This is a genomic window from Angustibacter aerolatus (assembly GCF_054776675.1).
In genome coordinates this window covers 71,034-97,721 of record NZ_BAAHBM010000001.1, presented here as the reverse complement: position 1 = coordinate 97,721, position 26,688 = coordinate 71,034, and the positions used below count along the sequence as shown (strand labels likewise).

General features: G+C 74.7%; 24 protein-coding genes. 16 read left to right on the top strand and 8 right to left on the bottom strand.

Annotated features, from left to right (window positions below; translation table 11 throughout):
- Positions 1–14 precede the first annotated feature (14 nt).
- A complete protein-coding gene (locus ACYVI6_RS00455; RefSeq protein WP_460444476.1) occupies positions 15–1,424 on the top strand; it encodes a glucose-6-phosphate dehydrogenase in 1,410 nt (469 codons plus the stop codon).
- 99 nt (positions 1,425–1,523) lie between these two features.
- Here the strand turns inward: ACYVI6_RS00455 and ACYVI6_RS00450 are convergent, their stop codons facing one another.
- Positions 1,524–2,126 carry a TrmH family RNA methyltransferase gene (locus ACYVI6_RS00450; protein ID WP_460444475.1) on the bottom strand — a complete coding sequence of 201 codons (603 nt, stop codon included), beginning with the start codon at positions 2,124–2,126 and terminating at the stop codon, positions 1,524–1,526.
- A 49-nt stretch (positions 2,127–2,175) separates the two neighbouring features.
- Here ACYVI6_RS00450 and ACYVI6_RS00445 point away from each other — a divergent pair, with 49 nt between their 5' ends.
- The 3 genes from ACYVI6_RS00445 to ACYVI6_RS00435 are packed head-to-tail and all read left to right on the top strand — an operon-like array spanning position 2,176 to position 4,795.
- Entirely contained in the window at positions 2,176–2,847 is a 672-nt protein-coding gene (locus ACYVI6_RS00445; RefSeq protein WP_460444474.1) for a DedA family protein, read from the top strand.
- A gap of 47 nt (positions 2,848–2,894) precedes the next feature.
- A complete protein-coding gene (locus tag ACYVI6_RS00440) occupies positions 2,895–3,908 on the top strand; it encodes an SPFH domain-containing protein (protein ID WP_460444473.1) in 1,014 nt (337 codons plus the stop codon).
- The gene (locus tag ACYVI6_RS00435) at positions 3,905–4,795 is read left to right on the top strand and encodes an NAD(+)/NADH kinase (RefSeq protein ID WP_460444472.1); all 891 of its coding nucleotides are present in this window, start codon (positions 3,905–3,907) and stop codon (positions 4,793–4,795) included. Before ACYVI6_RS00440 ends, ACYVI6_RS00435 begins: the two co-directional genes overlap by 4 nt.
- A gap of 47 nt (positions 4,796–4,842) precedes the next feature.
- Here ACYVI6_RS00435 and ACYVI6_RS00430 read toward each other — a convergent pair whose 3' ends face one another.
- A complete protein-coding gene (locus tag ACYVI6_RS00430) occupies positions 4,843–5,340 on the bottom strand; it encodes an SMI1/KNR4 family protein (RefSeq protein WP_460444471.1) in 498 nt (165 codons plus the stop codon).
- A 182-nt stretch (positions 5,341–5,522) separates the two neighbouring features.
- Positions 5,523–6,809, bottom strand: coding sequence for an LCP family protein (locus ACYVI6_RS00425; RefSeq protein ID WP_460444470.1), 1,287 nt, complete (start codon positions 6,807–6,809; stop codon positions 5,523–5,525).
- A 158-nt stretch (positions 6,810–6,967) separates the two neighbouring features.
- On the opposite strand from ACYVI6_RS00425, the gene ACYVI6_RS00420 reads away from it, so the two are divergent.
- The gene (locus tag ACYVI6_RS00420) at positions 6,968–7,597 is read left to right on the top strand and encodes a DedA family protein (protein WP_460444469.1); all 630 of its coding nucleotides are present in this window, start codon (positions 6,968–6,970) and stop codon (positions 7,595–7,597) included.
- Here the strand turns inward: ACYVI6_RS00420 and ACYVI6_RS00415 are convergent.
- On the bottom strand, positions 7,587–9,644 hold the full coding sequence (locus ACYVI6_RS00415; RefSeq protein WP_460444468.1) for a hypothetical protein: 2,058 nt from the start codon (positions 9,642–9,644) through the stop codon (positions 7,587–7,589). The two genes, ACYVI6_RS00420 and ACYVI6_RS00415, sit on opposite strands and share 11 nt — an antisense overlap.
- Positions 9,645–9,944: 300 nt before the next feature.
- Here ACYVI6_RS00415 and ACYVI6_RS00410 point away from each other — a divergent pair, with 300 nt between their 5' ends.
- The 3 genes from ACYVI6_RS00410 to ACYVI6_RS00400 are packed head-to-tail and all read left to right on the top strand — an operon-like array spanning position 9,945 to position 12,752.
- Positions 9,945–11,393 carry an amino acid permease gene (locus ACYVI6_RS00410; protein WP_460444467.1) on the top strand — a complete coding sequence of 483 codons (1,449 nt, stop codon included), beginning with the start codon at positions 9,945–9,947 and terminating at the stop codon, positions 11,391–11,393.
- Positions 11,393–12,262 carry a universal stress protein gene (locus ACYVI6_RS00405; protein WP_460444466.1) on the top strand — a complete coding sequence of 290 codons (870 nt, stop codon included), beginning with the start codon at positions 11,393–11,395 and terminating at the stop codon, positions 12,260–12,262. The genes ACYVI6_RS00410 and ACYVI6_RS00405 overlap by 1 nt, the downstream gene beginning before the upstream one ends.
- A gap of 58 nt (positions 12,263–12,320) precedes the next feature.
- On the top strand, positions 12,321–12,752 hold the full coding sequence (locus ACYVI6_RS00400) for a DUF6640 family protein (protein ID WP_460444465.1): 432 nt from the start codon (positions 12,321–12,323) through the stop codon (positions 12,750–12,752).
- Here the strand turns inward: ACYVI6_RS00400 and ACYVI6_RS00395 are convergent.
- Positions 12,716–13,546 carry an EamA family transporter gene (locus ACYVI6_RS00395; RefSeq protein WP_460444517.1) on the bottom strand — a complete coding sequence of 277 codons (831 nt, stop codon included), beginning with the start codon at positions 13,544–13,546 and terminating at the stop codon, positions 12,716–12,718. The two genes, ACYVI6_RS00400 and ACYVI6_RS00395, sit on opposite strands and share 37 nt — an antisense overlap.
- 150 nt (positions 13,547–13,696) lie before the next feature.
- Between ACYVI6_RS00395 and ACYVI6_RS00390 the strand changes: the two genes are divergently transcribed.
- Both ACYVI6_RS00390 and ACYVI6_RS00385 read left to right on the top strand, forming a co-directional pair.
- On the top strand, positions 13,697–14,581 hold the full coding sequence (locus tag ACYVI6_RS00390; RefSeq protein WP_460444464.1) for a LysR family transcriptional regulator: 885 nt from the start codon (positions 13,697–13,699) through the stop codon (positions 14,579–14,581).
- A 171-nt stretch (positions 14,582–14,752) separates the two neighbouring features.
- A complete protein-coding gene (locus ACYVI6_RS00385) occupies positions 14,753–16,069 on the top strand; it encodes a ferredoxin reductase domain-containing protein (protein ID WP_460444463.1) in 1,317 nt (438 codons plus the stop codon).
- Between the two features lie 4 nt (positions 16,070–16,073).
- Here the strand turns inward: ACYVI6_RS00385 and pyrE are convergent, their stop codons facing one another.
- Positions 16,074–16,619: an orotate phosphoribosyltransferase gene (gene pyrE / locus ACYVI6_RS00380; RefSeq protein ID WP_460444462.1), complete on the bottom strand. Its 546-nt coding sequence runs from the start codon at positions 16,617–16,619 to the stop codon at positions 16,074–16,076.
- A gap of 22 nt (positions 16,620–16,641) precedes the next feature.
- Positions 16,642–17,430: an SDR family NAD(P)-dependent oxidoreductase gene (locus tag ACYVI6_RS00375; RefSeq protein WP_460444461.1), complete on the bottom strand. Its 789-nt coding sequence runs from the start codon at positions 17,428–17,430 to the stop codon at positions 16,642–16,644.
- A 172-nt stretch (positions 17,431–17,602) separates the two neighbouring features.
- Here ACYVI6_RS00375 and ACYVI6_RS00370 point away from each other — a divergent pair, with 172 nt between their 5' ends.
- The 3 genes from ACYVI6_RS00370 to ACYVI6_RS00360 are packed head-to-tail and all read left to right on the top strand — an operon-like array spanning position 17,603 to position 20,144.
- Positions 17,603–18,424 (top strand): class I SAM-dependent methyltransferase, encoded by an 822-nt coding sequence (locus tag ACYVI6_RS00370; protein WP_460444460.1) that lies wholly within the window; start codon positions 17,603–17,605, stop codon positions 18,422–18,424.
- Between the two features lie 35 nt (positions 18,425–18,459).
- Positions 18,460–19,242, top strand: a complete 783-nt coding sequence (locus tag ACYVI6_RS00365; protein WP_460444459.1) for an exodeoxyribonuclease III — start codon at positions 18,460–18,462, stop codon at positions 19,240–19,242.
- A gap of 5 nt (positions 19,243–19,247) precedes the next feature.
- Positions 19,248–20,144, top strand: coding sequence for an alpha/beta fold hydrolase (locus ACYVI6_RS00360; RefSeq protein WP_460444458.1), 897 nt, complete (start codon positions 19,248–19,250; stop codon positions 20,142–20,144).
- Here the strand turns inward: ACYVI6_RS00360 and clpB are convergent.
- Positions 20,134–22,737, bottom strand: a complete 2,604-nt coding sequence (clpB, locus tag ACYVI6_RS00355) for an ATP-dependent chaperone ClpB (protein ID WP_460444457.1) — start codon at positions 22,735–22,737, stop codon at positions 20,134–20,136. The genes ACYVI6_RS00360 and clpB overlap by 11 nt on opposite strands.
- A 2-nt stretch (positions 22,738–22,739) precedes the next feature.
- Between clpB and ACYVI6_RS00350 the strand changes: the two genes are divergently transcribed.
- The 3 genes from ACYVI6_RS00350 (at position 22,740) to ACYVI6_RS00340 (ending at position 26,681) form a co-directional block, all read left to right on the top strand.
- On the top strand, positions 22,740–23,459 hold the full coding sequence (locus tag ACYVI6_RS00350) for a DUF6264 family protein (RefSeq protein ID WP_460444456.1): 720 nt from the start codon (positions 22,740–22,742) through the stop codon (positions 23,457–23,459).
- Between the two features lie 111 nt (positions 23,460–23,570).
- Positions 23,571–25,634, top strand: coding sequence for a non-ribosomal peptide synthetase (locus ACYVI6_RS00345; RefSeq protein ID WP_460444455.1), 2,064 nt, complete (start codon positions 23,571–23,573; stop codon positions 25,632–25,634).
- 15 nt (positions 25,635–25,649) lie between these two features.
- Entirely contained in the window at positions 25,650–26,681 is a 1,032-nt protein-coding gene (locus ACYVI6_RS00340; RefSeq protein ID WP_460444454.1) for a hypothetical protein, read from the top strand.
- Positions 26,682–26,688: the final 7 nt, after the last annotated feature.

Here is a 26,688-nt window from a genome sequence, read left to right as displayed (position 1 = left end):
GCAGACTCGGGCCCATGCCGTCGAGCGAGCTGCCCCCCACCGTCTTCGTCCTGTTCGGCGCCACCGGCGACCTCGCCAAGCGGATGGTGCTGCCCGCGTTCCTCCAGCTCGCGCAGCACGGGCTGATGCCGGAGCGCTGGCTGCTGGTGGGCAACGGGCGCGGCGACGTGTCGCACGAGGACTTCGCCCAGCGCGTCGAGGACGCCCTGCGCGAGTTCGGCCCCGAGCCGGAGGGCGAGGCGTGGGACGACTTCCGGGGGCGGCTGCGCTTCGCCGGCGGCGGGTTCGAGAAGTCCGACCCGGGCAGCCTGCTCGACGTGCTGCAGGACGCGCGCGACGAGCTCGGCGAGGGCACCCAGCTCGTCCACTACCTGGCCATCCCCCCGTCGGCCTTCGCGAAGGTGACCGAGGGCCTGGGCGAGCACGACCTCGCCGAGGGCGCCCGCGTCGTCTACGAGAAGCCCTTCGGCACCTCGCCGACGTCGTTCCGCGAGCTCGACCACATGGTGCACGAGGTGCTCGACGAGCAGCAGGTCTTCCGCATCGACCACTTCCTGGGCAAGGAGGCCAGCCAGGACCTGCACGTGCTGCGGTTCGGCAACGGCCTGTTCGAGCGGGTGTGGAACCGCGAGCACGTGCGGGCGGTGCAGATCGACGTCCCGGAGACGCTCGACGTCGCCGACCGCGGCGAGTTCTACGACGAGACCGGCGCGCTGCTCGACATGATCGTGACCCACCTGTTCCAGCTGGCCGCCGAGGTCGCGATGGAGCCGCCGCTGTCGCTCGGCGCCGACGACCTGCAGAGCGCCCGCGAGTCGGTGGTCGCCGCCTTCCGCCCCCTGGAGCCCGAGGACGTCGTGCTCGGCCAGTTCGACGGGTACCTCGACACCGAGGGCGTGGCCGAGGGCTCGACCACCGACACCTTCGCCGCCGTCCGGCTGTGGGTCGACACCGACCGATGGCACGGCGTGCCGTTCCTGCTGCGCTCGGGCAAGCAGCTCGCGCAGAGCGCCCAGCGGGTCAGCCTGGTGTTCCGCGCGCCGGACGACGGCCCCCTGCACTCGGTGCCGCCGGCCGGCAACGTGCTGCAGCTCGACCTGTCGGGCGACGGCGCCATCGGCCTGGGCATGGTCGTGAAGGAGCCGGGTGCGGGCACCGACCTCGCCACCTCCACCGTGTCGCTGAAGCTCGGCGCCGTCGAGGGCGCCGAGCCGCTGCCGCCCTACGTCCGCCTCATCCACGACGTCGTCGTCGGCGACCGCTCGCTCTTCACCCGCCCCGACGGCCTCGAGCACGCCTGGGACGTCGTCACCCCCGTGCTCGACGCGCGCCCCGAGGCCCTGCCGTACGAGCCCGGCTCGCACGGCCCCGACGCCGCCGCCGACCTCGCCGCACCCGACGGCTGGCTGCTCGACCGCGACTGATCACCTGCTGGGCACTCTCGTGCCCGATGGCGAGATCGTGGCAACGGCTGCTGCCAGGACGAAGGCCGTTGCCACGATGCGGCCCGACGCGGGCGGACGTCACGCGTGCTGGACGATCCAGGCGTGCATGGCGATGGCGCCGGCGGCCGCGGCGTTGATCGAGCGGGTGGAGCCGAACTGCGCGATCGACAGGACGACGTCGCAGGCGGCGCGCACCGGGTCGGACAGGCCGGGGCCCTCCTGCCCGAGCACGAGCACGCAGTCGCGGGGCAGCGCGAAGCCCTCGAGCGGCACCGCGCCGGGCAGGTTGTCGACGCCGAGCAGGGGCAGCGCCTCGGCGGCGGCCCAGGCGACGAGATCGTCGGACGTCGCGTGGTGGCGCAGGTGCAGGTACCGGTCGGTGACCATCGCGCCGCGGCGGTTCCAGCGCCGGTTGCCGACGACGTGCACGGCCGCGACGTTGCAGGCGTTCGCCGTCCGCACGATCGAGCCGATGTTGAGGTCGCTGTGCCAGTTCTCGATGGCGACGTGCAGCGGGTGCCGGGTGCGGTCGAGGTCGGCGACGATCGCCTCGACGGTCCAGTAGCGGTAGCGGTCGACGACGTTGCGCCGGTCGCCGTCGCGCAGCAGCTCGGGGTCGTAGCGGTCGTCGTCCGGCCAGGTGCCCGGCCACGGACCCACCCCGACGCTCACAGGATCCACACCGGGAGCGTAGGGGCGGGCCAGGTGGGCCACCTACCCTGATGGGGTGATGAGCGCCCTGGGTCCGTCGTGGCTCGACTCGCAGACCCTGCTCGACCAGCTCGGCGCCTTCGCGGTCTGGGGCACCGCGCTCATCGTGTTCGCCGAGTGCGGCCTGTTCCTGTTCTTCATGCCCGGCGACTCGCTGCTGTTCACCGTCGGGCTCTTCGCCGCGCGCGGCGACCTCGACCAGCCGCTGTGGCTGATCTGCGTGATCCTCGCCGTCGCCGCGTTCCTGGGCAACGTCTGCGGGTACGAGATCGGACGCCGGGCCGGCCCCGCCCTGTTCAAGCCCGGGTCGCGCATCTTCAAGCCCAAGCGCGTCGACCAGACGGTCGCGTTCTTCGACCACTACGGCGGCCGGGCGATCCTGCTGGCCCGCTTCGTGCCGATCGTCCGCACCTTCGTGACCCTCGTGGCCGGCGTGGCCGAGATGCCGCGCCGCGTCTTCCTGTTCTGGACCGGGCTCGGCGCGGTGATCTGGGGTGTCGGCGTCACGCTGCTCGGGCACTGGCTCGGTGGCTACGCGCTCATCCGCGACCACCTCGAGGCGCTCGCCATCCTGGTCGTGCTGGTCTCCGTGATCCCGATGGGGATCGAGGCGCTGCGTGCCCGCCGACGCATGGCGGCCGGCCGCGAGCCGGCCACCAGCCGGGTGCTGGACGAGGACGCCGCGCACTGACTGGCTAGTGTTCGCCCGGCCACCAACGGATCGGGGAGAGCACGCAGATGGCGGAGATCAGGCGTTACCCGTGGGGACGCCACCTGCGGTCGACCACGACCTCGCACGTCGTGCTGGTCAAGCGGGGAAGGGTGCGCCGCGACGGCGCCGGCCAGTCGTTCTGGTTCCGCCCGCTGAGCGTCGCGATCAGCGAGGTGCCGGTCGACGACCGCGAGCTGCCGCTGCTGGTGCACGCCCGCACCGCCGACTTCCAGGACCTCACGGTGCAGGCGACCGTCACCTACCGGTTCGAGCAGCCCGCGCAGGTCGCGAGCCGCCTCGACTTCGGCATCGACCTCGGCACCGGCCGCTGGACCGGCACGCCGCTCGAGCAGGTGGCGCACGTCGTCACCGAGCTCGCCGGCGGGCACGTCATGGACCTCATGTCGCGGGCGAACCTGCAGGCCGCGCTGACCGCCGGCGCCGCACCCGTGGTCGCCGCGCTCACCGCCGGCCTCACCACCGACGAGCGGCTCGCCACGACGGGCATCGCGGTGCTCGGCGTCCGCGTGGTGGCGATCCGCGCCGATGCCGACCTCGAGCGGGCGCTGCAGACGCCCGCCCGCGAGCAGGCGCAGACCGCGGCCGACAAGGCGACGAACGACCGGCGGGCGCTGGCCGTCGAGCGCGAGCGGACCATCGCCGAGAACGAGCTGGCCAACCGGATCGAGCTGGCGACCCGAGAGCAGCAGCTCGTCGCGCAGGAGGGTGCCAACGCCCGGCGCCGCGCCGAGGAGCAGGCCGCCGCCGCCCTCGTCGAGGCCCGCGCGCAGGTCCGCCGCTCGGCGGTGCTCGCCGCCGCCGAGGGCGCCCGCGCCCGCACCATCGGCCAGGCCGAGGCGGACGCCGAGCGGGCCCGCCTGCTCGCCCTGGCCGACGTCGACCCGCGGCTGCTGTCGGCGCTCGCCCTGCGCGAGCTGGCCGGCCACCTGCCCGACGTCGGTGCCGTGAACATCACGCCCGATCTGCTCACCGGCGCGCTCACCGGGCTGCTGCCGGGCGCCGGCACCGACCGGTCGTGAGCCCGGCCCCCCGGGTCGTCGTGGTGCACCGCCGCGACGAGCTCGAGGAGCTGGTCGGGCGGCACGGCACGCTGGGGCAGGCCAGGTTCCTGCTCGGCACCCGCGGCCGCTCGCTCGACGACGTCCAAGCACGGCACGAGGCGCAGCAGGCCGCGCTGCACCAGGTGTCGGCGGCGATCCCGCCCGACTGGCGGCGCGGGCAGGTCGAGCGCGCCGACCTCGACCGGTTCGTGTTCGAGCCCGGCGACGTCGTGGTCGTGGTCGGGCAGGACGGGCTGGTGGCCAACACCGCCAAGTACCTCGACGGGCAGCCGGTGATCGGCGTCGACCCCGCCCCGGGCCGGCAGCTCGGGGTGCTGGTGCGGCACACCGCCGGGCAGGTCGCGCACCTGCTCGCCGCGGTCGTGGCCGGGCGCGCGACGCTGCAGCCGCGGGCGATGGTGCGGGCGGCGCTCGACGACGGCCAGCAGCTCGACGCCCTGAACGAGGTGTTCGTCGGCCACCCGAGCCACCAGTCGGCGCGCTACCTGCTCGAGCTCGACGACGGCAGCGAGCGCCAGTCGTCGTCCGGCGTGCTCGTGTGCACGGGCACCGGGGCGACGGGGTGGGCGGCGTCGATCGTGCGCGAGCGGTCGGCCGAGGTCGTGCTGCCCGCGCCGTCCGACCCGACGGCGGCGTGGTTCGTGCGCGAGGCCTGGCCGTCGCCGGCCACCGGCACCAGCCGCACCCTCGGGCTGCTGCAGCCGGCCGAGCGGCTGGTGCTCTCGGTCGAGTCGGACGCGCTGGTGGTGTTCGGCGACGGGCTCGAGACCGACCGGCTCACCGTCGGGTACGGCGAGCGGGTGCGGGTCGGCACCTCGCCCCGCACCCTCCGGCTCGTCGGCTGATCCCCGCCGGGATGCGAGGCCCACCCTGCGGTCAGCGGCCGCACAGGTCACCAGACCTCGGCAACCACCTTCGCGCCGAAGCTCGACTCCGATGTGGGCTCCTCGCCCGATCCGGGCCACCAGGTCCAGGCGCGCCACTCGCCGTCCTCGATCTTCGTCGGGTCCAGGTACCAGAGCCCGCCGTCGTCACCATCGGCGATCAGCAAGCTGGCTCGCATCGCCAGCCGCAGCTCGGGCTCGTCGTCGTCATAGTGTTCCCAGCCGTCGATCGTCTCCTCCAGCCCGTTGTCGCGCCACCACTGCACCTGCTCCACAGGAAAGAGCGAGTACAAGGCCGTGACCTGTTCCGGATCGCTGTCCTCGTGGTCACCGCCGTTGCTGAAGGCCAGGAACGCCCGGTAACTGGGCGGCAACCGCACGCCGAGTCGCTGCTCGGCCGCGAGCAGAGCCGCCTCCGAAGCGGGCTCACGCCCCACCCAGCCGGGAGCGACGGCAGCCAGGTGGGCGCGAAAACCATCTGCGTCGACCGGTCCGGTGATGGTCATCAAGAAGCCTCACTCATCGTCGGGGCGCCCGGCAACGTGCCGGGCGGGGGCAGGCGGCGGCTTGCTCCGAACGGAGCACCCGCCTCCGTGCCACGACAGCGGTCTCGACGCGGTTCACCGCCGAGATGCGAGCACCGGTTCACCGACACGCCGTCGGGTGAACCGGTACTCGCAGCTCGGCGCTACTTCAGGGCTGCCTTCTGCTGGTCGGCGACGGCCTTGACGGCCGTGGTGTCGCCCTTGCGCAGGGCGGCGAACACGGTCTCGGCCTTCGCGTCGTCCCAGAGCACGACCGAGCCGGCGCCCGGGCGCGAGCCCGTGCCCGAGACCGGCACGGTGAGCGAGACGCCCTTGCCGCTGCCGGTGCTCTTCATGCCGAGCAGGAACCGGGCCAGGCCGTAGCGGCTCATGCCGTCGTCGACCTGCAGCGAGTCGCCGCCGGCGCCGGCCAGCGGGAACGTCTTGAACGGGTTGGCCAGCGTGCCCGGCGACGAGGCCTTGCCGACGATCGCCGCGAGCACCTCGCGCTGGCGCTCGACCCGGCCGAGGTCGCCGCGCGGGTCGCTGTAGCGGGCGCGGGCGTAGCCGAGGGCGGTCCTGCCGTCGGCCGGCTGGCACCCCTTCTTCAGGTCGATGCCGGCCTTCGGGTCGTCCATGTTCCGCTTCGGGCAGATCTGCACGCCGTCGACGGCGTCGACCATCGTGGCGAACCCGCCGAAGCCGATCTCGACGTAGTCGTCGACGTGGATCTTCGTGTTCTCCTCGACGGTCTGCGCCAGCAGCTTCGCCCCGCCGTACGAGAACGCCGCGTTGATCTTGTTCTTGTTCCGCCCGGGGATCGACACGTACGAGTCGCGCGGGATGCTCATGAGCACCGTCGGTCCGGACGCCGGCACCTGCAGCAGCATGATCGTGTCGGTGCGCTGCCCGACGTCGCCGCCGGTGTGCAGCGCCTTGCGCTGCGCCTTGGTCAGCCCGCGCCGGGAGTCCGAACCGACGACGAGGTAGGTGCGCCCGGGGGTGTCGGCGCCGCCCGCGGGCAGCGCGGCCGTCTTGTCGAGGTGGCTCCAGGCGTGCTGCGCCACCAGGAAGGGGTAGGCGATCACCGCGAGCACCAGCAGCAGCACGATCGTGCGCACCAGCCGAGCCCGTCGCCGACGCCGCCGCCGGGGGTCGACCGGTGGCCGCAGCGGCTGACCGGGCTGACCGGGCTGACCCGGCTGGCTCGGCCCGCCGGGTCCGTCCGGCCGGCCACCGGGCCGCACGGGGACCGCGCGGGTCGGCTCGCCGTACGCGTCGTAGGCGCCCCGGCCGGTCGGCTGGCCGGGCTGCCCCGGGCGCCGGACGCCGGACCCGGGCGGGGCGTCGGGGGCGCGCCCACCGGGCTGCTGACCCGGCCGGGCACCCGCACCACCGGTGCGGATCACCTGGGTGCGGTCGGGGTCGTGGCCGCGGCGGTCGTCCGTCATGCCGACCAGCGTAGGGGCGCCGCGAGCGCCTTCACGGGACCTGCGCAGGCTCCGCACCCGGTGCCCGCGACGTCCGCTCGGGTCGTCGGCGCCGAGCCCGCCCGTCCGGTCCCCGTAGGGTGACGGCGTGGCCGCCCTTCCGGACGCCGAGGCGCGACGTGGGTGAGTGGTTCGCGCAGCTGCTGCACCCCGACCTGGCGCACCTGACCGCGGGCGGGGTCTACGCGGTGGTGCTCGGCCTGGTGTTCGTCGAGTCGGGGCTGCTGGTCGGGTTCTTCCTGCCGGGCGACACGGTGCTGTTCACCGCCGGGCTGCTGGCCGCCCGGCCCGGGTCGCCGCTGGAGGTGTGGGTGCTGGCCGTCGGCGTGGCGGTCGCGGCGGTGGCCGGCGACGCCGTCGGCTACTGGACCGGACGCCGCCTGGGTCGGCCGTGGGTCGAGCGGCGGTCGGGGCGGATGGCGGCGCACCTGCCGCGCGCCGAGGCGTTCTACGAGCGGTGGGGCTGGTCGGCTGTGGTGATCGCCCGCTTCATCCCCTGGGTGCGCACGTTCACGCCGATCGTCGCCGGCACCGCGCGCATGCCGTACCCGCGCTTCCTCGCCGCCAACGTCGCGGGCGCCCTGCTGTGGGGCACCGGGCTGGTGCTGCTGGGGTACGTCGCGCACAGCGTGCCGTGGGTGCGGCACGGGGCCTACGCGGTGGCCGGCGTCGCGGTGCTCGCCTCGTTCGTCGCGCCCGTGGTGGCGCGGGTGCGGGCCCGCCGGGCCCGGCGCGAGGTCAGCGGCTGATCTTCGTCGACCGGCTCGACGACGGCGCCGTGGTGGTGTTGCCGCGGTAGGTCCAGCGGTAGGTCGTCGTGCGGTGCGGGTGCTGCCGGGTCGACACGCGGCCGGACGCCGGGGTGCGCTTCGTCGTCACCGAGACCCAGCGGCCGCCGCTCCGGCGCTGCAGCGTCACGTTCTTGGCAGCCAGCGGGCGGCCCTCGCGGGTCAGCCGGGCCGAGAGCCGCGAGCCCGAGCGGGCGATCGTCAGCTTCGACGAGCGGCGCACGACGGTCACGACCCGCACCGCGGGGGCGGTCGTCGTCCAGCCGTTGGCCGCGGCCAGGTCGGCGACCGCGCGGTACTGCCGGCGGGCGGCGGCGGGCGACGTCACCTCGAACGTCGCGGTGCCGGACGTCGAGGTCGTGCCGCTGCGGATCGTGCGCCACGCCTGCGAGGAGGACGTGCGGGTCTGCAGCCGCACGGGTGCCCGCACCGGCGCGGTGCCCTGCAGCACCCGCACGGTGACCGGCTGGGCGGTGCCGACGCGCACGCGACCCGCCGTCCGGACGCTGACGTCGGCCCGGGCCGTCGTCGTGGCGCCGACCCGCACCGAGGTGGTGACCGAGCCCTTGACGCCGCTGGCGCGCGAGGTGAGCGTCGCGGTGACGCTCAGCGTGCCGTAGGTGTTCGCCGGGCACATGACCGTCACGCTCGTCGACGTCCGGCCGCTGGGCAGGCAGGACGACGCGGCGGCCGTCCAGCGCACGGCCGACCCCTCGGTCGGGTGCACCTGCAGCGTCACGGCCCGGCCGCCGCGCACCGAGCGCGTGCCGCTGATGCTGCCGCTGGGCCGGGTGAGCACCACCCCGCCCTGCACGACGTCGAGGTACCCCGAGTCGGCGGTGTTCCAGTAGCGCGCGAGGTAGCTGTTCGAGCCGGGGAAGAGGTTGAAGTAGTCGTCGTGCCGGCAGTCGAAGAGCGCGTCGTCGGCGCGGGGGTTGGCCGCGGTGCCCTTGCAGACCGTCGTGGTGGTGGCGGTGTTCCCGGTGCGGGGGTTCAACCCGCCGTCGACGTAGCACATGACGTCGTACTCGTCGGTGCAGTGGCCCTCGGTGGTCGAGTGCGGGGCGCTCAGCTGCACGGCCCCGAGGTTGTGCATGAGCTCGTGCGCCGGGGTCGACGGGCCGACGGTGCTGCCGTCGGCGGCGCGCGGCATCGACCAGCAGCTCAGGTCGATGCGGGTCGACATCGTCGGGGCGACGTTGTTGGCGTTGCCCTGGTCGGCGTGGTCGTCGGGGTAGACCTGGCCGATGCCGCACAGCTCGTCGGCGTCGGCGAAGGTCAGCAGCTTGCGGTCGGTCGTCTCGATGCCCGCGGCCTTCGCGGCGTCGATGATCGCGTCGAGCCCGGCGTCCTCGAGCTGCCCGGTCAGCGTGCCGGCCGGCAGCCGCAGCGCGCGGATCACCGGCACGCACGCGGCGTCGTGCACCCAGCGCACCCGGCGGCTCAGGTCGGTCGTGTTGCCCACCTTCGCCGACAGCGCGAACGTGTCGTCGACGTCGGCCACGTAGCTCTGCAGCGCCTGCTCGTAGAACGAGAAGTTGTTCGGCTGGCCCGACTCGTAGGCGTACAGCACCTGCACGCGCTTGCCGTCGGTGCCCGTCCCCGAGCACGAGGGCGACACGTGCTGGCCGAGCGAGGAGTTGCCCGCGACGCCCGCCGGCACGCGCACCGCGGTGGCCTCGGCCGTGCTGGCCGCGGCGTACCCGTGCGCCACGTCGCCGGACGCGGCGAGCCGCGGGGTGCCGTACTGGGCGGGGTGGGTCGTCAGCCCGGCGGCGCGGACGACGGCGGCCGGCGTCGCGGCACCGATCCGCACGCCGGCGGGGGCCGGGTCGACGTGGCTGGGGCTGCCGTCCTCGGACGGCACCGAGGTGGTCCGGATCGGCAGGCCGGTGCTGCCGTCGACGACGACCGCGTGGTCCTCGCCGTCGTGCGCCAGCGCCGCACCGGAGGGCACGGCCACGACCATGGCGAGGGTCGCGACGAGGACGGGCAGGGCGCGGCGCATGGCCAGGGGTTCGTCGGTCCACCGTGTCCCCTTGACGCCGGTTCGCGGTACCTGCGCCGGACGGATGACGAGTGCCCGGGCGAACGGGTGAAGGCGTTGCGCCAGTAGGGTGAGAGCGCTCCGGAGGGTGACGACGGTCGTTGCGGCGCAACGCATTCACCCGGGTGGGTGCAGTCGCCGTCTCGACGACGCGCCGCCAGCACCCCTTGCCGACCCCTCCCCCCGGCCCTACGTTCGGGCCTGCGCACTTCGGTCGAGGCACGCATCCGACGCACAGCGGACGTGAGGACGGCGAGGCGGATGGCATCCGGACTCTTTGCCACGAAGGACCTGCGGGCCCTGATGAGCGAGACCGAGGAGGGCGGCCACTCGCTCAAGAAGTCGGTCGGGGCCGTCGGCCTGACCGCGATGGGCGTCGGCGCCATCATCGGCACCGGCATCTTCGTGGTCATCGGCGAGGGCGCCGACAAGGCCGGGCCGGCGGTGACGCTGTCGTTCGTGCTCGCCGCACTCACCTGCGCCTTCTCGGCGCTGTCGTACGCCGAGCTGGCGGCCGCCGTCCCGATCTCCGGCTCGGCGTACACGTTCGCCTACGCCACCCTCGGCGAGCTGGTCGCGTTCATCATCGGCTGGGACCTGATCCTCGAGTACGGGGTGTCCGTCGCGGGCATCGCGGTCGGGTGGGGCGGCAACTTCAACTCCTTCCTCGACAGCGTCTTCGGCGTCTCGCTGCCGACCGCGATCTCCAGCCCGCCGGAGGACGGCGGCGTGGTCAACGTGCCGGCCGTCGTCATCACCCTGCTCGTGACGCTGCTGCTGGTGCGCGGCACCCGCGAGTCGGCGACCGTCAACCTGATCATGGTCGGCGTCAAGATCGTCGTGCTGCTGTTCTTCATCGTGGTGGCGTTCACCCACTTCAAGTCGGGCAACCTCAAGCCGTTCAACCCCGAGGGCTCGAGCGGCATCACCGCCGCGGCAGGCGTGATCTTCTTCGCCTACATCGGGTTCGACGCGGTCTCGACGGCCAGCGAGGAGTCGAAGCGCCCGGCGCGCGACCTGCCGATCGCCATCATCGGCTCGCTGCTCATCTCGACGCTCTTCTACGTGGCGGTCGCGCTGGGCGCCACCGGCCTGGTGCCCTACAAGAACCTCGCCGGCAGCGAGGCGCCGCTGGCCGATGCGCTGAAGCAGGCGGCCGGGCTCGACTGGGCCGCCGGCGTGCTGTCGCTCGGCGCGCTCATCGCGATCACCAGCGTGCTGCTCGTCATCCTCTACGGGCAGACGCGCATCTTCTTCGCCATGTGCCGCGACGGCCTGATGCCCAAGAGCCTGGCGACGGTGAGCCCGCGGTTCGGCACCCCGGCCAAGCTCACGCTGATCTTCGGCGTCCTGGTGGCCGTGCTGTCGGCGTTCGTACCGCTCAGCGAGATCGTCAAGCTGGTCAACATCGGCACGCTGTTCGCGTTCGTGCTGGTGAACATCGGCGTGATCGTGCTGCGGCGCACCCGGCCGGACATGGAACGCCCGTTCAAGACGCCGCTGGTGCCGGTGTTCCCGATCATCGGCTGCCTGCTCTGCTTCTACCTGATGAAGGACCTGCCGGGCACCACCTGGATCCGGTTCGTCGTGTGGCTGGTCATCGGCCTGGCGATCTACTTCCTCTACTCGCGCAAGCACTCCCGGCTGCAGACCGGTCAGGACGCCGAGTACATCGAGAAGCACCCCGAGACGCAGACCAGGGAGGGCTGATGCCGGGCACCGTGGTCGTCGGGTACGAGGGCGGCGGGCCCGGCGAGGACGTGCTCGCGTTCGGCCGCCGCTGGGCCGAACGCACCGGCGACCGGCTCGTCGTGGTGACGGTGCACCCCGGCCAGGCGATGGGCATCGCCCGCGGCGACGCCGAGTGGGTCGCCTACGAGCGCACCGAGGCGAAGGCACTGCTCGACGAGGCGCGCCGCGAGCTGGACGACGTCGAGGCGGAGTTCCGGCTGGTCGACGCGTCCTCCCCAGCCCACGGCCTGCACGACGTGGCCGACGGGCTGACCCCCGAGACCGGGATGCTGGTGCTCGGCGCCCGCCGCGGCCACGGGCTGCGCCGCACGTTCCCGGGGTCGACCGCGCAGCGGATGCTGCAGGGCGCGCCGGTGCCGGTGACGCTGGTGCCCGCCCGCTACCGGCCCGACCCGACCGCCGCACCCGGCCGGGTGTCCGTCGCCTACGTCGGCACCAGCGACGGCCGGGCCGCCCTCGCCTCGGCCGCCGCGATCGCCGGCCGGCTGGGCACCGGCCTCGACGTGCTGTCGGTCGTGCCCGACACGTGGGTCGGGGGCAGCATCGGCTCCGGCCGCGAGTTCGGCAGCGCCCAGCGCCGCGACTACGAGCGGTCGCTGGACGACGCCGTCGCCGGCCTGCCCCCCGGGCTGGACGCCGCCGGGCGCCTGCTCGACGGCCCGGTGGTCGACGCGCTCGTCGAGATCACGCCCGAGCAGACCGACCTGCTCGTCGTCGGCTCGCGCGGCTACGGCCCGCTCGCCAGCGTGCTGCTCGGCGGGGTGTCGTCGCGCGTGGTCCGCAACGCGCGGGTACCGGTCACCGTCGTGCCCCGCGGTCGCCGCTGAACCGTCCGCCCCCGCCGTCCGTGCACTCTCCGGTCGGACGTCGGACGGGGGAGACGGCATGGGGCGGGTCACGGTCGGCAGGGCGCTGCTCACGCTCACCGCGCTGTACGGCGGGGTCGGGCCGTTCGTCGCCGACTGGGGCCGCAGCCACCTGCACAACCAGGCCTGGACGCCGCACGCCAGGTTCCACGACGCCCAGACCATGAGCCTCGGGGCCGCGCTCGGCGCCGTCGCGCTCGCCGCGGTCTGGGCCCCCGGCCGGTGGACCACCACGCGCCTGCGGCTCGCTGCCGGCGCCGCGTCGCTCTACTGCGCGACGCAGCTGTCGGCGTCCGCCTTCCCCGGCGTCGCCCTCGCCGACCCGCCCGCGCACCCCGGCCGGGTGGGGCCGCAGACGCTGCTCGCGGTCGCGGTGCTGGCCCTGAACGGCGTGGCGCTGCTGCTCGAGCGGCGTCAGGTGACGACGGGCGGCACAGCCGCCGCGCGCTGACCGGTGCGCTCGGCGCCGACCCCGGCCAGCACGACGAGGCCCACCCCGGCCAGCGCGAGCACGTCCGGCTGCTGGTGCAGCACGACGAACCCGATGACCAGGGCGAACGCGGGCTCCAGCGCCATGAGCGTGCCGAACGCGGCCGCGGTCAGCCGGCGCAGCGCCAGCAGCTCGAGGGTGAACGGCACGACCGGCAGCAGCAGCGCCAGGCCGAGGCCCGCGACGAGCAGCTGCGGGGTGAGGTGCGGCGCGGCGGACGGCGCGGCGACGGCGGTGGCCACCAGGGCCGCGACCGGCATCGACACCGCGAGGCCCTTCACGCCGCTGACCTGGTCGCCGACGCGCTGGGTCAGCAGCACGTACGCCGCCCAGCAGGCCGCGGCGCCGAGCGCGTAGGCGACGCCGACCGGGTCGGCCGCACCGGACCACGGCTGGGTCAGCAGCACGACACCGGCGGCGGCCGACGCGGCCCAGAGCTTGGCGGTGCCGCGGCCGCGAACCACCGCGACGCCCAGCGGGCCGAGGAACTCGAGGGCGCTCGCCGTGCCGAGCGGCAGCCGGTCGACGGCGGCCATGAACAGCAGGGTCAGCCCGCCCGTCACGACGCCGAGCGCGACGCAGGCCAGCAGCCCCGACCGGGTGAAGTCGGACGGGCGCGGCCGGGCGACCAGCAGCAGCACCACGCCGGCCCAGCCGAGCCGCAGCCACGCGACGCCCTCGGGCCCGATGCGGTCGAACAGCCCGGTGGAGGCGGCGATGCCGAGCTGCACGCAGAGCATCGAGGCCACCGCCATGCCGGCGCCGGCCCGCGATGCCCCGCCGGTGGAGGTGGGGACGTGGACGTGCTGCAGGGTGCTCACGTCGTCCAGTGGAGCGCACGGCCACCGTCCGCGTCCACGTGCCGATGGTGGACGCACCGTCCGTCGACGGTGGACGATGGCCGGATGGAGACCCGGCGGCTCGAGGTGCTGGTCGCGCTGTCGCGCCTCGGCTCGATGCGGGCGGTGGCCGACGCGCTCGGCAGCACGACGTCGACGGTGTCGCAGCAGGTGGCCGCGCTGGCCCGCGAGGTCGGCACCCCGCTCGTCGAGCCCGACGGCCGCCGGGTGCGCCTGACCCCGGCCGGACGCCGCCTCGCCCAGCACGCGGTGGGCGTGCTGGCCGCGGTCGAGGCGGCCCGCCTCGACCTCGACCCCGGGGCCGACCCGGTGGGCACCGTCTGCGTGGCCGGCTTCGCGACCGCCGTCCGCGACGCGCTGCTGCCGATGGTGCGCGACCTGGGCCGCACGCACCCGCGGGTGCGGCTGCTGGTGCGCGAGCACGAGCCGGACGAGGCCCTCGCGCTGCTGGCCGACGACGGCGTCGACCTCGCGCTGGTCTACGACTACGAGCTGGCCCCGACCAGGTTCGCGGGCGACCTGCAGGCGACCCGCCTCGGCACGACGGCGTGGGGGCTGGGCGTGCCGACCGGCTCGGAGCCCGGGGGCAGCGCCGTCGAGGTGGTCTCCCGGCACCGCGACGTCCCGTGGATCGTGAACTCGCGCAACACCGCCGACGAGGACGTCGTGCGGCTGCTCGCCTCGCGCGCCGGCTTCGTGCCGGACGTCGCGCACCGGGTCGACAGCCTCGAGCTGGTGCAGTCGCTCGTGGCGGCCGGGCTCGGCGTGGGCCTGCTGCCCTCGGCCACCGAGGCACTGCCGGGCGTCGAGGTGATCGGGCTGCGCGAGCCGGAGGTGCTGATGCGCTGGTACGCCGTGACCCGGCGCGGCACCGCCCGGTGGGCCCCGCTCGCGCTCGTCGTCGACCGGTTGGCGGCCTCCTCCGCGTGAACGCGGCGCGACCCGTGCGCGTCCACTGGTCGTCGAATCTGCCGCAACCGTTGCTGTCGGATACGCAAATGTTGCCATCCGGCTCGAATGCGCTGATGATGGTGGCTCGCAACCGCGTCCCGTCGACCTCGCAGCGCCGCAGGCGGCTCTCGACCTCCCCAGGAGCAGACCGTGCCGGACCTCAGCGACGGAACCATCGGCACCTGGGCGGTCGCCGGGCGCCACCACGGTCTGGCGCTGCTCGACCCGCCGCGCACCGCGGCCGCCGAGCCGGCTGCCCCTGGCCGGCTGCGAGCGCTGACCGCGCACCCGCTGCTCATGCCGTACCACCGACTGACCGCTGCGGTGCTCGCGCTGAACGCGGCCCTGGCGGTGTGGTGGGTGCCGGGCGAACCGGCCGCGCGCGCCGGTCAGCTGGCCTCCGCCGACTTCGTGCTGGCCTTCGCCGTGCGGCAGCAGCCCCTGGTCAACGCGCTGTTCCGGCTCGCGCTGCGCAGCCCGCACCGCTGGCCGCTGCGCCGTCGCTGGCACCTGGCGAAGGTCTACCACCACGGCGGCGTGCACGTCGGCGCGTCCGTCGCCGGCTCGGCGTGGTCGCTGGTGCTCGCCGTCGCCACCACCCGCACCGGCGCCGCGTGGCCGGTGCTGGCCGTGACGTGGACGCTCGTCGCGCTGCTGGTGGCCGTGTGCGTGCTGGCCGCTCCCGCCGTCCGGCACCGGCGGCACGACCTGTTCGAGATGTCGCACCGCTACGGCGGCTGGTCGGCGCTGCTGCTGCTGTGGGCGCAGGCGCTGCTCACCGGCCACGCCGTCTGGGTGCTCGTGCTCCTCACGGTGCTCGTCGCGGTGCCGTGGCTGCGGCTACGCAGGGTGCCGGTGCAGGTCGAGCGGCCGTCGGGGCACCTCGCCGTGCTGACCCTGGCCGACGGCACGCGGCCGACGCCGGGGGCCTACACCGCGCTGAGCCGGCACCCCCTGGGGCAGTGGCACGGCTTCGCACTGGTGCCCTCGCCGGGCGAGGCGGCGTTCCGGGTGATGGTCTCGAGGGCCGGCGACTGGACGTCGAGCCTGATCGACGCGCCCCCGCGGCACGTGTGGGTCAAGGGCGTGCCGACGTCCGGCATGGCGACCGTGGCGGGCATGTTCCGCTCGGTGCTGTGGGTGGCGACCGGCAGCGGCATCGCCCCCGTGCTGCCGCACCTGCTGGCGCGCTCGGGCGAATCGCACCTGCTGTGGGTGGGCCGGCGACCGCGCGAGACGTACGGCGACGAGCTGCTGTCCGAGATCACCGGGGCGGTCGGCGGCCTCACGCTGTGGGACACCACGACGCAGGGCAAGCCCGACGTGACCGACCTCGCCCGCCGGCTGCGCCGCGAGACCGGCGCGGAGGCCGTGGTGGTCATCTCGAACAAGGCCCTCACCTGGCCGGTCGTGCACCGGCTGAGCGCCGAGGGGGTGCCGACCTTCGGCGCGATCTGGGACTCGTGAGCGCCTAGAGGCCGAGGTCGCCCGCGTCGTAGGCCCAGCGGTATTCGAGGCCCTCGGCGGCGACGGCCTCCCGGGCACCCGTGTCGCGGTCGAGGATCACGGCGACCGCGACGACCTCGGCGCCCGCGCGCCGCAGCGCCTCGACGGCGGTCAGCACCGAACCGCCCGTGGTCGAGGTGTCCTCGACCGCGAGCACGCGGCGTCCGGCGACGTCGGTGCCCTCGATCTGGCGCTGCATCCCGTGCGCCTTGGCCTCCTTGCGGACGACGAACGCGTCGAGCCGCCGCCCCCGCGCCGCGGCCGCGTGCAGCATGGCGGTGGCCACCGGGTCGGCCCCCAGCGTGAGCCCGCCGACGGCGTCGAACTCCACGTCGGCCACCAGGTCGAGCATCACCTGGCCGACCAGCGGCGCCGCGTGGCCGTCGAGCGTGACCCGGCGCAGGTCGACGTAGTAGTCGGCCTCCTTGCCGCTGCTCAGCGTCACCCGGCCGTGCACCACGGCGGTGTCGACGATGCGGCCGAGCAGGACGTCGCGCGGGGAGTCGGTCACGGTCGCCGAGCGTAGTGCCTGCCTAGCCGGGGACGTCGGTGGCCCGGGCCCGCTGGAAGCGCCCGGTGCCGGCCCGCACCGTCGCGCGGGGCAGCACGCGCAGCAGCGTGGCGAGCACGGTCCAGCGGCGCGATGGCACGCTCACGAGCCGCCCCGCGCGCAGGTCGCGCAGGCACTCGTCGACCACCCGGTCGGCGTCGAGCCACCCCCACGAGGGCACCATCGACATCGTCATGCCGGCCCGCTGGTGGAACTCGGTGCGCACGAAGCCCGGGGCCAGCGCGAGCACCCGCACGCCGTCCGGCCCGACCTCGCCTGCCAGGCCCTCGCTGAACACCGTGACCCAGGACTTGCTGGCGGAGTAGGGACCCATGACCGCCCACCCGGACACCGACGACACGTTCACGATCGCCCCTCGGCCGCGCTCGCGCATGGCCGTCGCAGCGGCGTGCGACAGCACCAGCACCGCGCGCACCAGCAGGTCGAGGGATCGCTCCGACTCCTCGACGGGCCCGGCGAGGAACGCGTGGCCGAGCGAGGCGCCGGCGTTGTTCACCACGACCTCGACCGGTCGCCCCGGGTCGCCGAGCCGGTCGGCGACCCGCTGCAGCGCCGCCCGGTCGGTCAGGTCGGCGGGCAGCAGCTCGACGTCGCGGCGGTGCACGGTGCGCAGCTCGTGGGCGACCGCCTCGAGCCGCTCGACGTCGCGGGCCACCAGCACCACGTCGTGACCGTCCGCCGCGAGGCGGCGGGCGAAGGCCAGCCCCAGTCCCGACGTCGCACCCGTCACCAGCGCCCAGCCAGTCGTCATGCCCGCACCGTAGCCGCGCCCCTGCCGCCGACACCGCCCGACCCGGTCACGACGGGGCCGGCCGGGCTGCCGCTCGACGAGGCGATCATCACGCATGAACATCTGTTGTCGTGGATTGACGGCCGGGTCCACGACCGACATGCTCGGAGCCCCCGCGCACCCAGGAGCCACCATGACCCAGCAGACCACGACCGACGCACCCGCCCCCAGCGAGTACGGGTTCCGCGACCGGCCCGAGGACCTGACGGCCGCGCAGCTGCGGCACCTCGCCGACGTCCTCGACCCGCACAGCACGGCCGTGCTGCAGGGGCTCGGGGTCGCCCCCGGGCAGACGTGGCTGGACGCCGGTCCGGGCGCCGGCACGATCTCGACGTGGCTCGCCGACCGGGTCGGACCCGACGGCTCGGTGACCGCGCTCGACACCGACACGCAGCACGTGCTGCCGCACCCGCTGGTCGACGTCGTGCAGGCCGACGTGTCGGCGACCGACCTGGGCACCGCCGAGTACGACGGCGTGCACGCCCGGCTGGTGCTGATCCACCTGCCCGACCGGCGCGAGGTGCTCGGCGACCTGGCCCGCGCGCTCAAGCCCGGCGCGCCGCTCGTGATCTCGGAGTGGGACTGCGACTACCGCGACCTGGTGCTCGACGCACCCAGCCGGGCCGACGGCGACCTGATCGACAAGTACGTCGAGACGCTGATCTCCTTCTTCGAGACGATCGGCATGGACAGCACCTGGGCCTCGAAGGCGAACCGGGCGATGCGCGAGGAGGGCCTGGAGGAGATCCGGACCGTCACCTACGCCGCGTCCTCGGCCGGCGGCACCGGCACCTGCCTGCTGAACGCCACGGTCAGCCAGATGGTCGAGGGCCCGCTGCTCGCCGGGGGCATGACGCCGGACGAGCTGCAGCGCTTCCGCGAGCTGATGCACGACCCGCGCGTCGTCGTGCGCGACTACCTCATGCACACCACGACCGGTCGGGCACCGCGCTAGGGCGCCTGTCGGGGGGCAGCGGTACGTTCGACCGCGTGCGCATCGCCACCTGGAACGTGAACTCGATCCGTGCTCGCGTCGACCGGGTCGCCAGCTGGCTCGAACGCGCCGACGTCGACGTGCTGGCCGTGCAGGAGACCAAGTGCCGTGACGACCAGTTCCCCGACATGCCGTTCGTCGGCCTGGGGTACGAGGTGGCGCACGTGGGCTTCTCGCAGTGGAACGGCGTCGCGGTCGTCTCGCGGGTCGGGCTGGACGACGTGCAGGTCGGCTTCCCGGGGCAGCCGGGCTGGGGTGAGCCGGTCGAGGCGGAGGCGCGGGCCATCGGCGCCACCTGCGGCGGGGTGCGGGTGTGGAGCCTGTACGTGCCGAACGGCCGCAGCCTCGACGACCCGCACCTGGCCTACAAGCTCGACTGGCTGGCCCACCTGCGCGACGCCGGCAGCACCTGGCTGGCCGACGACCCGCAGGCGCAGGTGGTGCTGGCCGGCGACTGGAACGTCGCCCCCCGCGACGAGGACGTCTGGGACCCGGCGAAGTTCGCGCACAGCACGCACGTGTCGCCGCCGGAGCGCGCGGCCTTCCAGGCGGTGGTCGACGCCGGCTACGCCGACGTCGTGCGCCCGTACACCGAGGGCCAGTTCACGTACTGGGACTACACGCAGCTGCGCTTTCCCCGCAAGGAGGGCATGCGCATCGACTTCGCGCTCGCCTCGCCGGCGCTCGCCGCCCGGGTGACCGGCGCCGAGATCGTGCGCGAGGAGCGCAAGGGCAAGGGCGCGAGCGACCACGCGCCCGTCGTGATCGAGATCGCCTGACCGCGGTGCCCGCCCGGCCGACCGGGTCGACCCGGCCCGCGCGCAGCGTGCGCGTGCGCGCGGACGACGGTGCCTGGCTGGCCGCGCAGGTGCACGAGCCGCGCACCGCCGACCGCCCGACGGTCGTGCTCGTGCACGGGTGGGTGTCGACGCACACCTCGTGGGCCGCGGTGGTCGAGCCCCTGCTGCGGGCCGGCGTCGCCGTCGTCACCTACGACCACCGGGCGCACGGCGCCTCGCAGGCGCACGGCCCCGGTCGGCTGCGGCAGCCCGCCGCCAGCGTGCGGCAGCTCGGCGACGACCTCGCGGCCGTGCTGCGGGCGGTCGCGCCCGAGGGCGAGCTGGTCGTGGCGGGGCACTCGCTGGGCGGCATGGCCGTGCTCGCCTGGGCCGGCGGGCACCTGGCGGCCGTCGCCGACCGGCTGCGTGGCGTGGCCCTGGTGAGCACTGCGGCCGAGCGGCCGGGGTACGCCTACCCGCGCGCCGAGCTGCTGCTCGCGGCGCTGTGCGCGCGCATCCCCGGCCTGCGGGTCGGCCCGTTCTTCGGCGACGGCCGCCAGCAGTCGCTGGCCTTCACCCCCGGCACCGACCTCGCGACGGTGCAGGCGGCGCGAGCGCTCGTCGCGTCGAGCGCGGTGTCGACGTTCGGGCGGTACCACCGCGCGATGCGCCGCCACGACGAGGTCGCCGCGCTGCAGGCGCTGCGCGACGTGCCGGTCGACGTGCTGGTCGGCGAGCTCGACCGGCTGACGCCGGTGCGGCAGAGCGAGCAGCTGGCCGAGACCCTGCCGCACGCTCGCTTCGAGGTGCTGCCGGGCCTCGGCCACATGCTCTGCTGGGAGGCACCCGACGTCGTGGCCGAGCACCTGCTCGACCTCGCCGGGCACCCCGTCAGACGGTGAGCGCCGCAGCCTCGACGACCAGCCCCTCGCTGCCGTCGGCGGGCCGGTCGACGACCACCGTGTCGCCGTCGCTGATCGTGCCGCCGAGCAGCGCCCGGGCCAGCCGGTCGCCGATCTCCTTGGCCACCAGCCGGCGCAGCGGACGTGCGCCGTACGCCGGGTCGAAGCCCGACAGGGCGAGCCACTCGCGCGCGGCGTCCGACACCTGCAGGGTCAGCCGCCGCTCGGCGAGCCGGGCCGCGAGCCGCTCGACCTGCAGGTCGACGATGCGGGTGAGCTCCTCGAGCGAGAGCGCGTCGAAGACCACGACGTCGTCGAGCCGGTTCAGGAACTCCGGCTTGAACGACGCCCGCACCGTGTTCATGACAGCCTCGCGCTTGGCGAGGTCGTCCATCGTCGGGTCGACCAGGTAGACCGAGCCGAGGTTCGACGTCAGCACCAGGATCGTGTTGCGGAAGTCGACCGTGCGACCCTGGCCGTCGGTCAACCGTCCGTCGTCGAGCACCTGCAGCAGCACGTCGAAGACGTCCGGGTGGGCCTTCTCGACCTCGTCGAGCAGCACCACGCTGTACGGCCGGCGGCGCACCGCCTCGGTGAGCTGGCCGCCCTCGTCGTACCCGACGTACCCGGGCGGGGCGCCGACCAGCCGGGCGACCGAGTGCTTCTCGCCGTACTCGCTCATGTCGATGCGCACCAGGGCGCGCTCGTCGTCGAACAGGAAGTCCGCGAGCGCCTTCGCCAGCTCGGTCTTGCCGACGCCGGTCGGGCCGAGGAACAGGAACGAGCCGGTCGGCCGGTCGGGGTCGCTGATGCCGGCGCGCGCCCGGCGGACGGCGTCGCTGACCGCCTCGACGGCCGCGCGCTGACCGATGAGCCGGCCGGCGAGCACGTCCTCCATGCGCAGCAGCTTGGCGGTCTCGCCCTCCAGCAGCCGGCCGGCCGGGATGCCGGTCCACGCCGCGACGACGTCGGCGACGTCGTCCGGTCCGACCTCGTCCTTGACCATCGGCTCGACGGCGGACGCGTCGAGCTCGGCGGCCTGCGCCTCCGCCAGCTCGCGCTCGATCTGCGGGATCTGCCCGTAGAGCAGGGCGGACGCCGCGCCCAGGTCGCCCTCGCGCTGCAACCGGTCGGCCTGCCCGCGCAGCTCGTCGATCCGGCTCTTCAGGTCACCGACCCGGTTCAGGCCGGCCTTCTCCTGCTCCCAGCGGGCGTTCAGCGCGGCGAGCTGCTCGGAGCGGTCGGCGAGATCCTTGCGCAGCCGCTCGAGACGCTCGCGCGACGCCGCGTCGTCCTCGCGCTCGAGCGCCAGCTCCTCCATCTTCAGCCGGTCGACGGCGCGGCGCAGCTCGTCGATCTCGACCGGCGAGCTGTCGATCTCCATGCGCAGCCGCGACGCGGCCTCGTCGACGAGGTCGATCGCCTTGTCGGGCAGCTGTCGGCCGGTGATGTAGCGGTCGCTTAGAGTCGCGGCGGCGACCAGTGCGCTGTCGGCGATGGCCACCTTGTGGTGCGCCTCGTAGCGCTCCTTCAGACCGCGCAGGATCGCCACCGTGTCGGGCACGCTCGGCTCACCGACGTACACCTGCTGGAAGCGCCGCTCGAGCGCGGCGTCCGACTCGATGCGCTCGCGGTACTCGTCGAGCGTCGTCGCGCCGACCAGCCGCAGCTCGCCGCGGGCCAGCATCGGCTTCAGCATGTTGCCGGCGTCCATGGCGCCCTCGCCGGTGGCGCCCGCGCCGACCACGGTGTGCAGCTCGTCGATGAACGTGACGACCTCGCCGCCGGAGCCCTTGATCTCCTCGAGCACGGCCTTCAGCCGCTCCTCGAACTCGCCGCGGTACTTGGCACCGGCGATCATCGCGCCGAGGTCGAGGGAGATCAACCGCTTGCCGCGCAACGACTCCGGGACGTCGCCGCTGACCATGCGCTGCGCCAGCCCCTCGACGACGGCCGTCTTGCCGACGCCGGGCTCGCCGATCAGCACCGGGTTGTTCTTCGTGCGGCGCGACAGCACCTGCACGACCCGGCGGATCTCGGCGTCGCGCCCGATGACGGGGTCGAGCCGGCCGGCCCGCGCCGACTCGGTGAGGTCGACGCCGTACTTGTTCAGCGCGTCGTAGGTGCCCTCCGGGTCGGGGCTGGTGACCTTGCCGTGGCCGCGCACCGACGGCAGCGCGTCGAGCACCGCCTCGCGGGTGACGCCGGCCGCCCGCAGCGCCTCGCCGACCGGCCCGGCGTCCTTCGTGAGGCCGAGCAGCAGGTGCTCGGTCGACACGAACTCGTCGCCGAGCGCGCCCGACTCCTCCTGCGCGGCGGTCAGCACGGCGAGACCGCCGCGCGACAGCTGCGGCGCGCTGACCGTGGCGCCGCTGGCCGAGGGCAGCGCGGCCCGCACGCGGTCGATCGCCGCGGTGAGGGCGGCCTGGTCGCCGCCGGCGTGCTGCACCAGCGGACGGGTGGTGCCGTCGGCCGCGGCCAGCAGCGCGGCCGCGAGGTGCGCCGGCTCGACGTGCGGGTTGCCGTCGGCGGTGGCCCGCTGCACGGCGCTCGACAGCGCCTCCTGGCTGCGGGTCGTCAGCTTGAGGTCCATGGGTGCTCCTCGGTCGTGCGTGCGGTGCGGGGTTGAGCCTACGTCACTCAACTCTGCGGCACGAGCCGGTGTTCCCTTGCGCCCGCGCGGCGTCACCGGGTTGGGTGGGGCGCATGAGCACCCAGGGGGACCCCCAGCACCGGCCCGAGCCCGCCGACCCGGCCTACCAGTCACCGCCGCAGCAGCCGCAGACGCCGCCGCCGGGCGGCCTGCCGACCTACAGCGCACCGTCGTACCCGCAGGGCGGCAGCGCCCCGGCCGCGCCCGCCGGCCCGCCGCCCGCGCCGCTGGCCCTCGCCGTGAAGCTCATGTACGCCGGGGCGGCGCTCTCGGTGCTCGGCATCGTCGCCGGCGTCACCGGCACCGGCTCGGTGCGCGACCGCCTCGAGGAGCAGGGCACCCTCACGTCGTCCGCGATCGACACCGCGGTGTCGGTCACCGTGGTCTTCGCCATCGTCGGCGGCCTGATCGGCGTCGCGCTGTGGATCCTCATGGCGGTCTTCAACGGCCGCGGCGCCCAGTGGGCCCGGATCGTCGCGACGGTGCTCGGTGGCATCTCCGTGCTGTCGGCCGTGAGCCTGCTCGTGCAGACCGTGCCCCCGTTCACCCTCGTGGTCGGCCTGCTGCAGGTCGTGCTCGCCGTCGTCATCCTGGTGCTGCTGTGGCGCCCGGCGTCGTCTGCCTACTACCGGGCGCGCTCGAACCGCACGCTGCAGGCGTGATGCCGGACAGTTGACCTGCGATCGGTCAACTGTCCTTGTCCGACAAGGTTGCGGGTGCTACGTTCGCTGACGCGTCCACAGCACGCTCCACTCCTCACGATCGGGGAGACCGTGGCCCTCGTCGCCAGCACCACCTCGCTCCTCCACGGCCCGTTCGCCGACCGCGCGCACGAGCACCCCGACGTCGTCGCCGTCCTCGACGGCACCCGGTCGTGCACCTACGGCGAGCTCGACGCGGCCGCCGACCGGCTCGCGGCACGACTGCGCCGGGCGGGTGCCGGGCCGCAGGCGCCGGTCGCGGTGTGCCTCGACCGCTCCGTCGAGATGGTGGTCGCCGTGCTGGCGACGCTGCGGGCCGGCAGCGCGTACGTCCCGCTCGACCCGGCGTACCCGCAGGACCGGCTGGCGTACATGGTCGAGGACTCTGGCGCGTCGCACCTGGTGACCCGCGAGGCGCTGCTCGACGTGCTGCCGCTGAGCGGCGCCCGCATCCTGCTCTGCGACGACGCGTCGGACGACGAGCCCGGCGGCCAGCTCGAACCGCTCCGCGAGGTGTCGGACGACGACGTCGCCTACGTCATCTACACCTCGGGCTCGACCGGCCGGCCCAAGGGCGTGATGGTCGAGCACCGGGCGGTCGCCGACCTCGTGCGCTGGCACGCCTCCCCCGACTCGAGCCTGTCGCTGCAGCCGACGCGCACCCTGCAGCTGTCACCGCTCAGCTTCGACGTGTCGGTGCAGGAGATCTTCTCGACGCTCGGGGCGGGCGGCACCCTGGTGCTTGTGCCGGAGGAGACCCGGCGCGACCCGTGGGCGCTGCTGCCCCTGCTGCGGTCGGCAGCGGTCGAGCGCCTGTTCCTGCCCTTCACGGCGCTGCAGCAGCTGGCCCTCGCGAGCGAGGGCGCCGAGCAGCTGCCGACGTCGCTGCGCGAGATCGTGACCGCCGGCGAGCAGCTGCAGATCACGCCCGCGCTCGAGCGGCTGTTGACGAGGCTGCCCGGGTGCACGCTGCACAACCACTACGGACCCACGGAGACGCACGTCGTGACGTCGCACGTGCTGCGCGGCGACCCCGCCGGCTGGCCACGCCTGTCGCCCATCGGCCGACCGCGACCGACCGTCGACGTCGTGCTGCTCGACGACTCGGGTCGGCCGGTGGTCCCGGGCGAGGAGGGCGAGATCCACCTCGGCGGGCCCTGCCTGGCGCGCGGCTACCTCGGCCGCGACGACCTCACTGCCGAGCGGTTCGTCACCTGGCGGTCGCCGGAGGGGACGGTCGAGCGGCTCTACCGGACGGGCGACGTCGGCCGCGAGCTGCCCGACGGCGCGCTGCAGTTCGTCGGGCGCCGCGACGACCAGGTCAAGATCCGCGGCTACCGCATCGAGCCCGCCGAGATCGAGTCGGCGCTGGGCCACCACCCCGACGTCGCCGACGCCGCCGTCGTGGTCGCGCAGGACGGCGAGGGGCACCGGTCGCTCGCGGCCTTCGTCCGCGCCGTCCCCGCGGCCGAACCCGCCGGCGCCGAGCTGCGCCGGCACCTGTCGAGCCTGCTGCCGAGCCACATGGTGCCGGCGACGATCCGCACGATCGACCGCTTCCCCACGACGCCGAGCGGCAAGACCGACAAGCGCGCGCTGGCCGCCGAGGTCGAGCCGGCGCGCGACGACACCGGCGACACCGGCGACACCGGCGGCACCGGCGGCACCGGCGGCACCGGCGGCACGTCGCCGTCGGACGCCGGGTGGTGGGAAGCGCTGGTGCGGCGCGAGTGCGAGGCCGTGCTGGGGCGCCCGCTCGAGGCGGCCGACTGGTCGACCCCGGCCGACGGCGCCGGCCTCGACTCCGTGCAGGTGACCCACCTGGCCGGTCGGCTGGCGCGGCACACGTCGTGGACCGGGCCGCAGCTGCTGCGCCTGCTGGTGACCTCGGCCTCGCTGGCCGAGGCGACCGTGCGGCTGTGCAGCACGGCCGGCCCCGCCGACAGCGGTGACCGTCACGACGCCGACGAGCCCGCCGACGCGCCGCCGTCCGAGGTGCTCCCGCCGTTCGTCACCGTCGAGCGGCGGCCGCTGCTGACGTCGGTGCTCACCGGTCGTCTCGCACCCGTCGACGGCGCCGCGCTCACCTACCTGCCGCCCGGACCGGCGACCGACGAGCGGGCCCTCGCCGGGTGACACCGCGGCTTCCCGGTGCTGACCAGCATCATCGACACGGCGATGGGCCGCATCGGCCTCTTCGCGCTGCCGATCGCGGCCGACGACCTGTACGCCCGTCCCGAGGAGCTGCTCGAGACCAGCCTCGACGCCCTGCACCTGGCGGGCCTGGCCGGCGCGAGCACCGTCGCGCTGACCGGGCTCGTCCCGTCGGCGCTGGGGTACGGGGCGACACTGGCCGCTGCGGCCGCCGACCGTGGCCTGCCGCAGGTGACCACCGGGCACGGGGCGATCACGAGCGCCGTCGTGCTGAACCTGCAGCGCGTGCTGGCCGAGACGGGGCGCGACGTGCGCGCCGAGCGCATCGCCTTCGTGGGGCTCGGGTCGATCGGGGCCGGCGCCCTGCGACTGGCGCTCGAGGTGCTGCCCGAGCCGGCCGAGGTCCTGCTCTGCGACCTGGTCGACGCACCGCGGCTGGAGGCGTTCGCGGCGGAGCTCCGCGACCGCGGCCACCGGGTGACGGTGCACCCGGCCCGGGCGGGTTCCGTCCCGAGCAGCGTGTACGACGCGACGACGGTCGTCGGGGCCACCAACGTGGGCGATGTGCTGGACGTCGACCGGCTGCGCCCGGGGTGCCTCGTCGTCGACGACTCCTGGCCGCGGTGCTTCGACGTCGACCGGCTGCACGCGCGCGAGCTGCGGTCGGCCGACGTGCTGGCCACCGAGGGCGGCGAGCTGCAGGTGCCGTTCGCGATGACCGAGTCGCGGTACGTGCCGGCGTCGTCGCCGGCCGTCGAGTCGCTGCTGCGCACAGAGGAGCTGACGTCCCTCCGCTCCGACGCGCACGACATCATGGGCTGCCTGCTGGCCGGCGCGCTCTGCACGCCGAGGGTCGGCCTGCCGCCGACGCTCGGTCGGGTGACGCTCCACGACAGCCTGCGCTACCACCGGGCCCTGACGGAGGCCGGCGTCCGCGGTGCCTGGCCGCACGTCACCGGGCGCCGCACCCCGCCGGCGGCCGTGACCGCGTTCCGCGACCGCTTCGGGGACGGCCGCCTGCGGGCGTAGGCCGGCT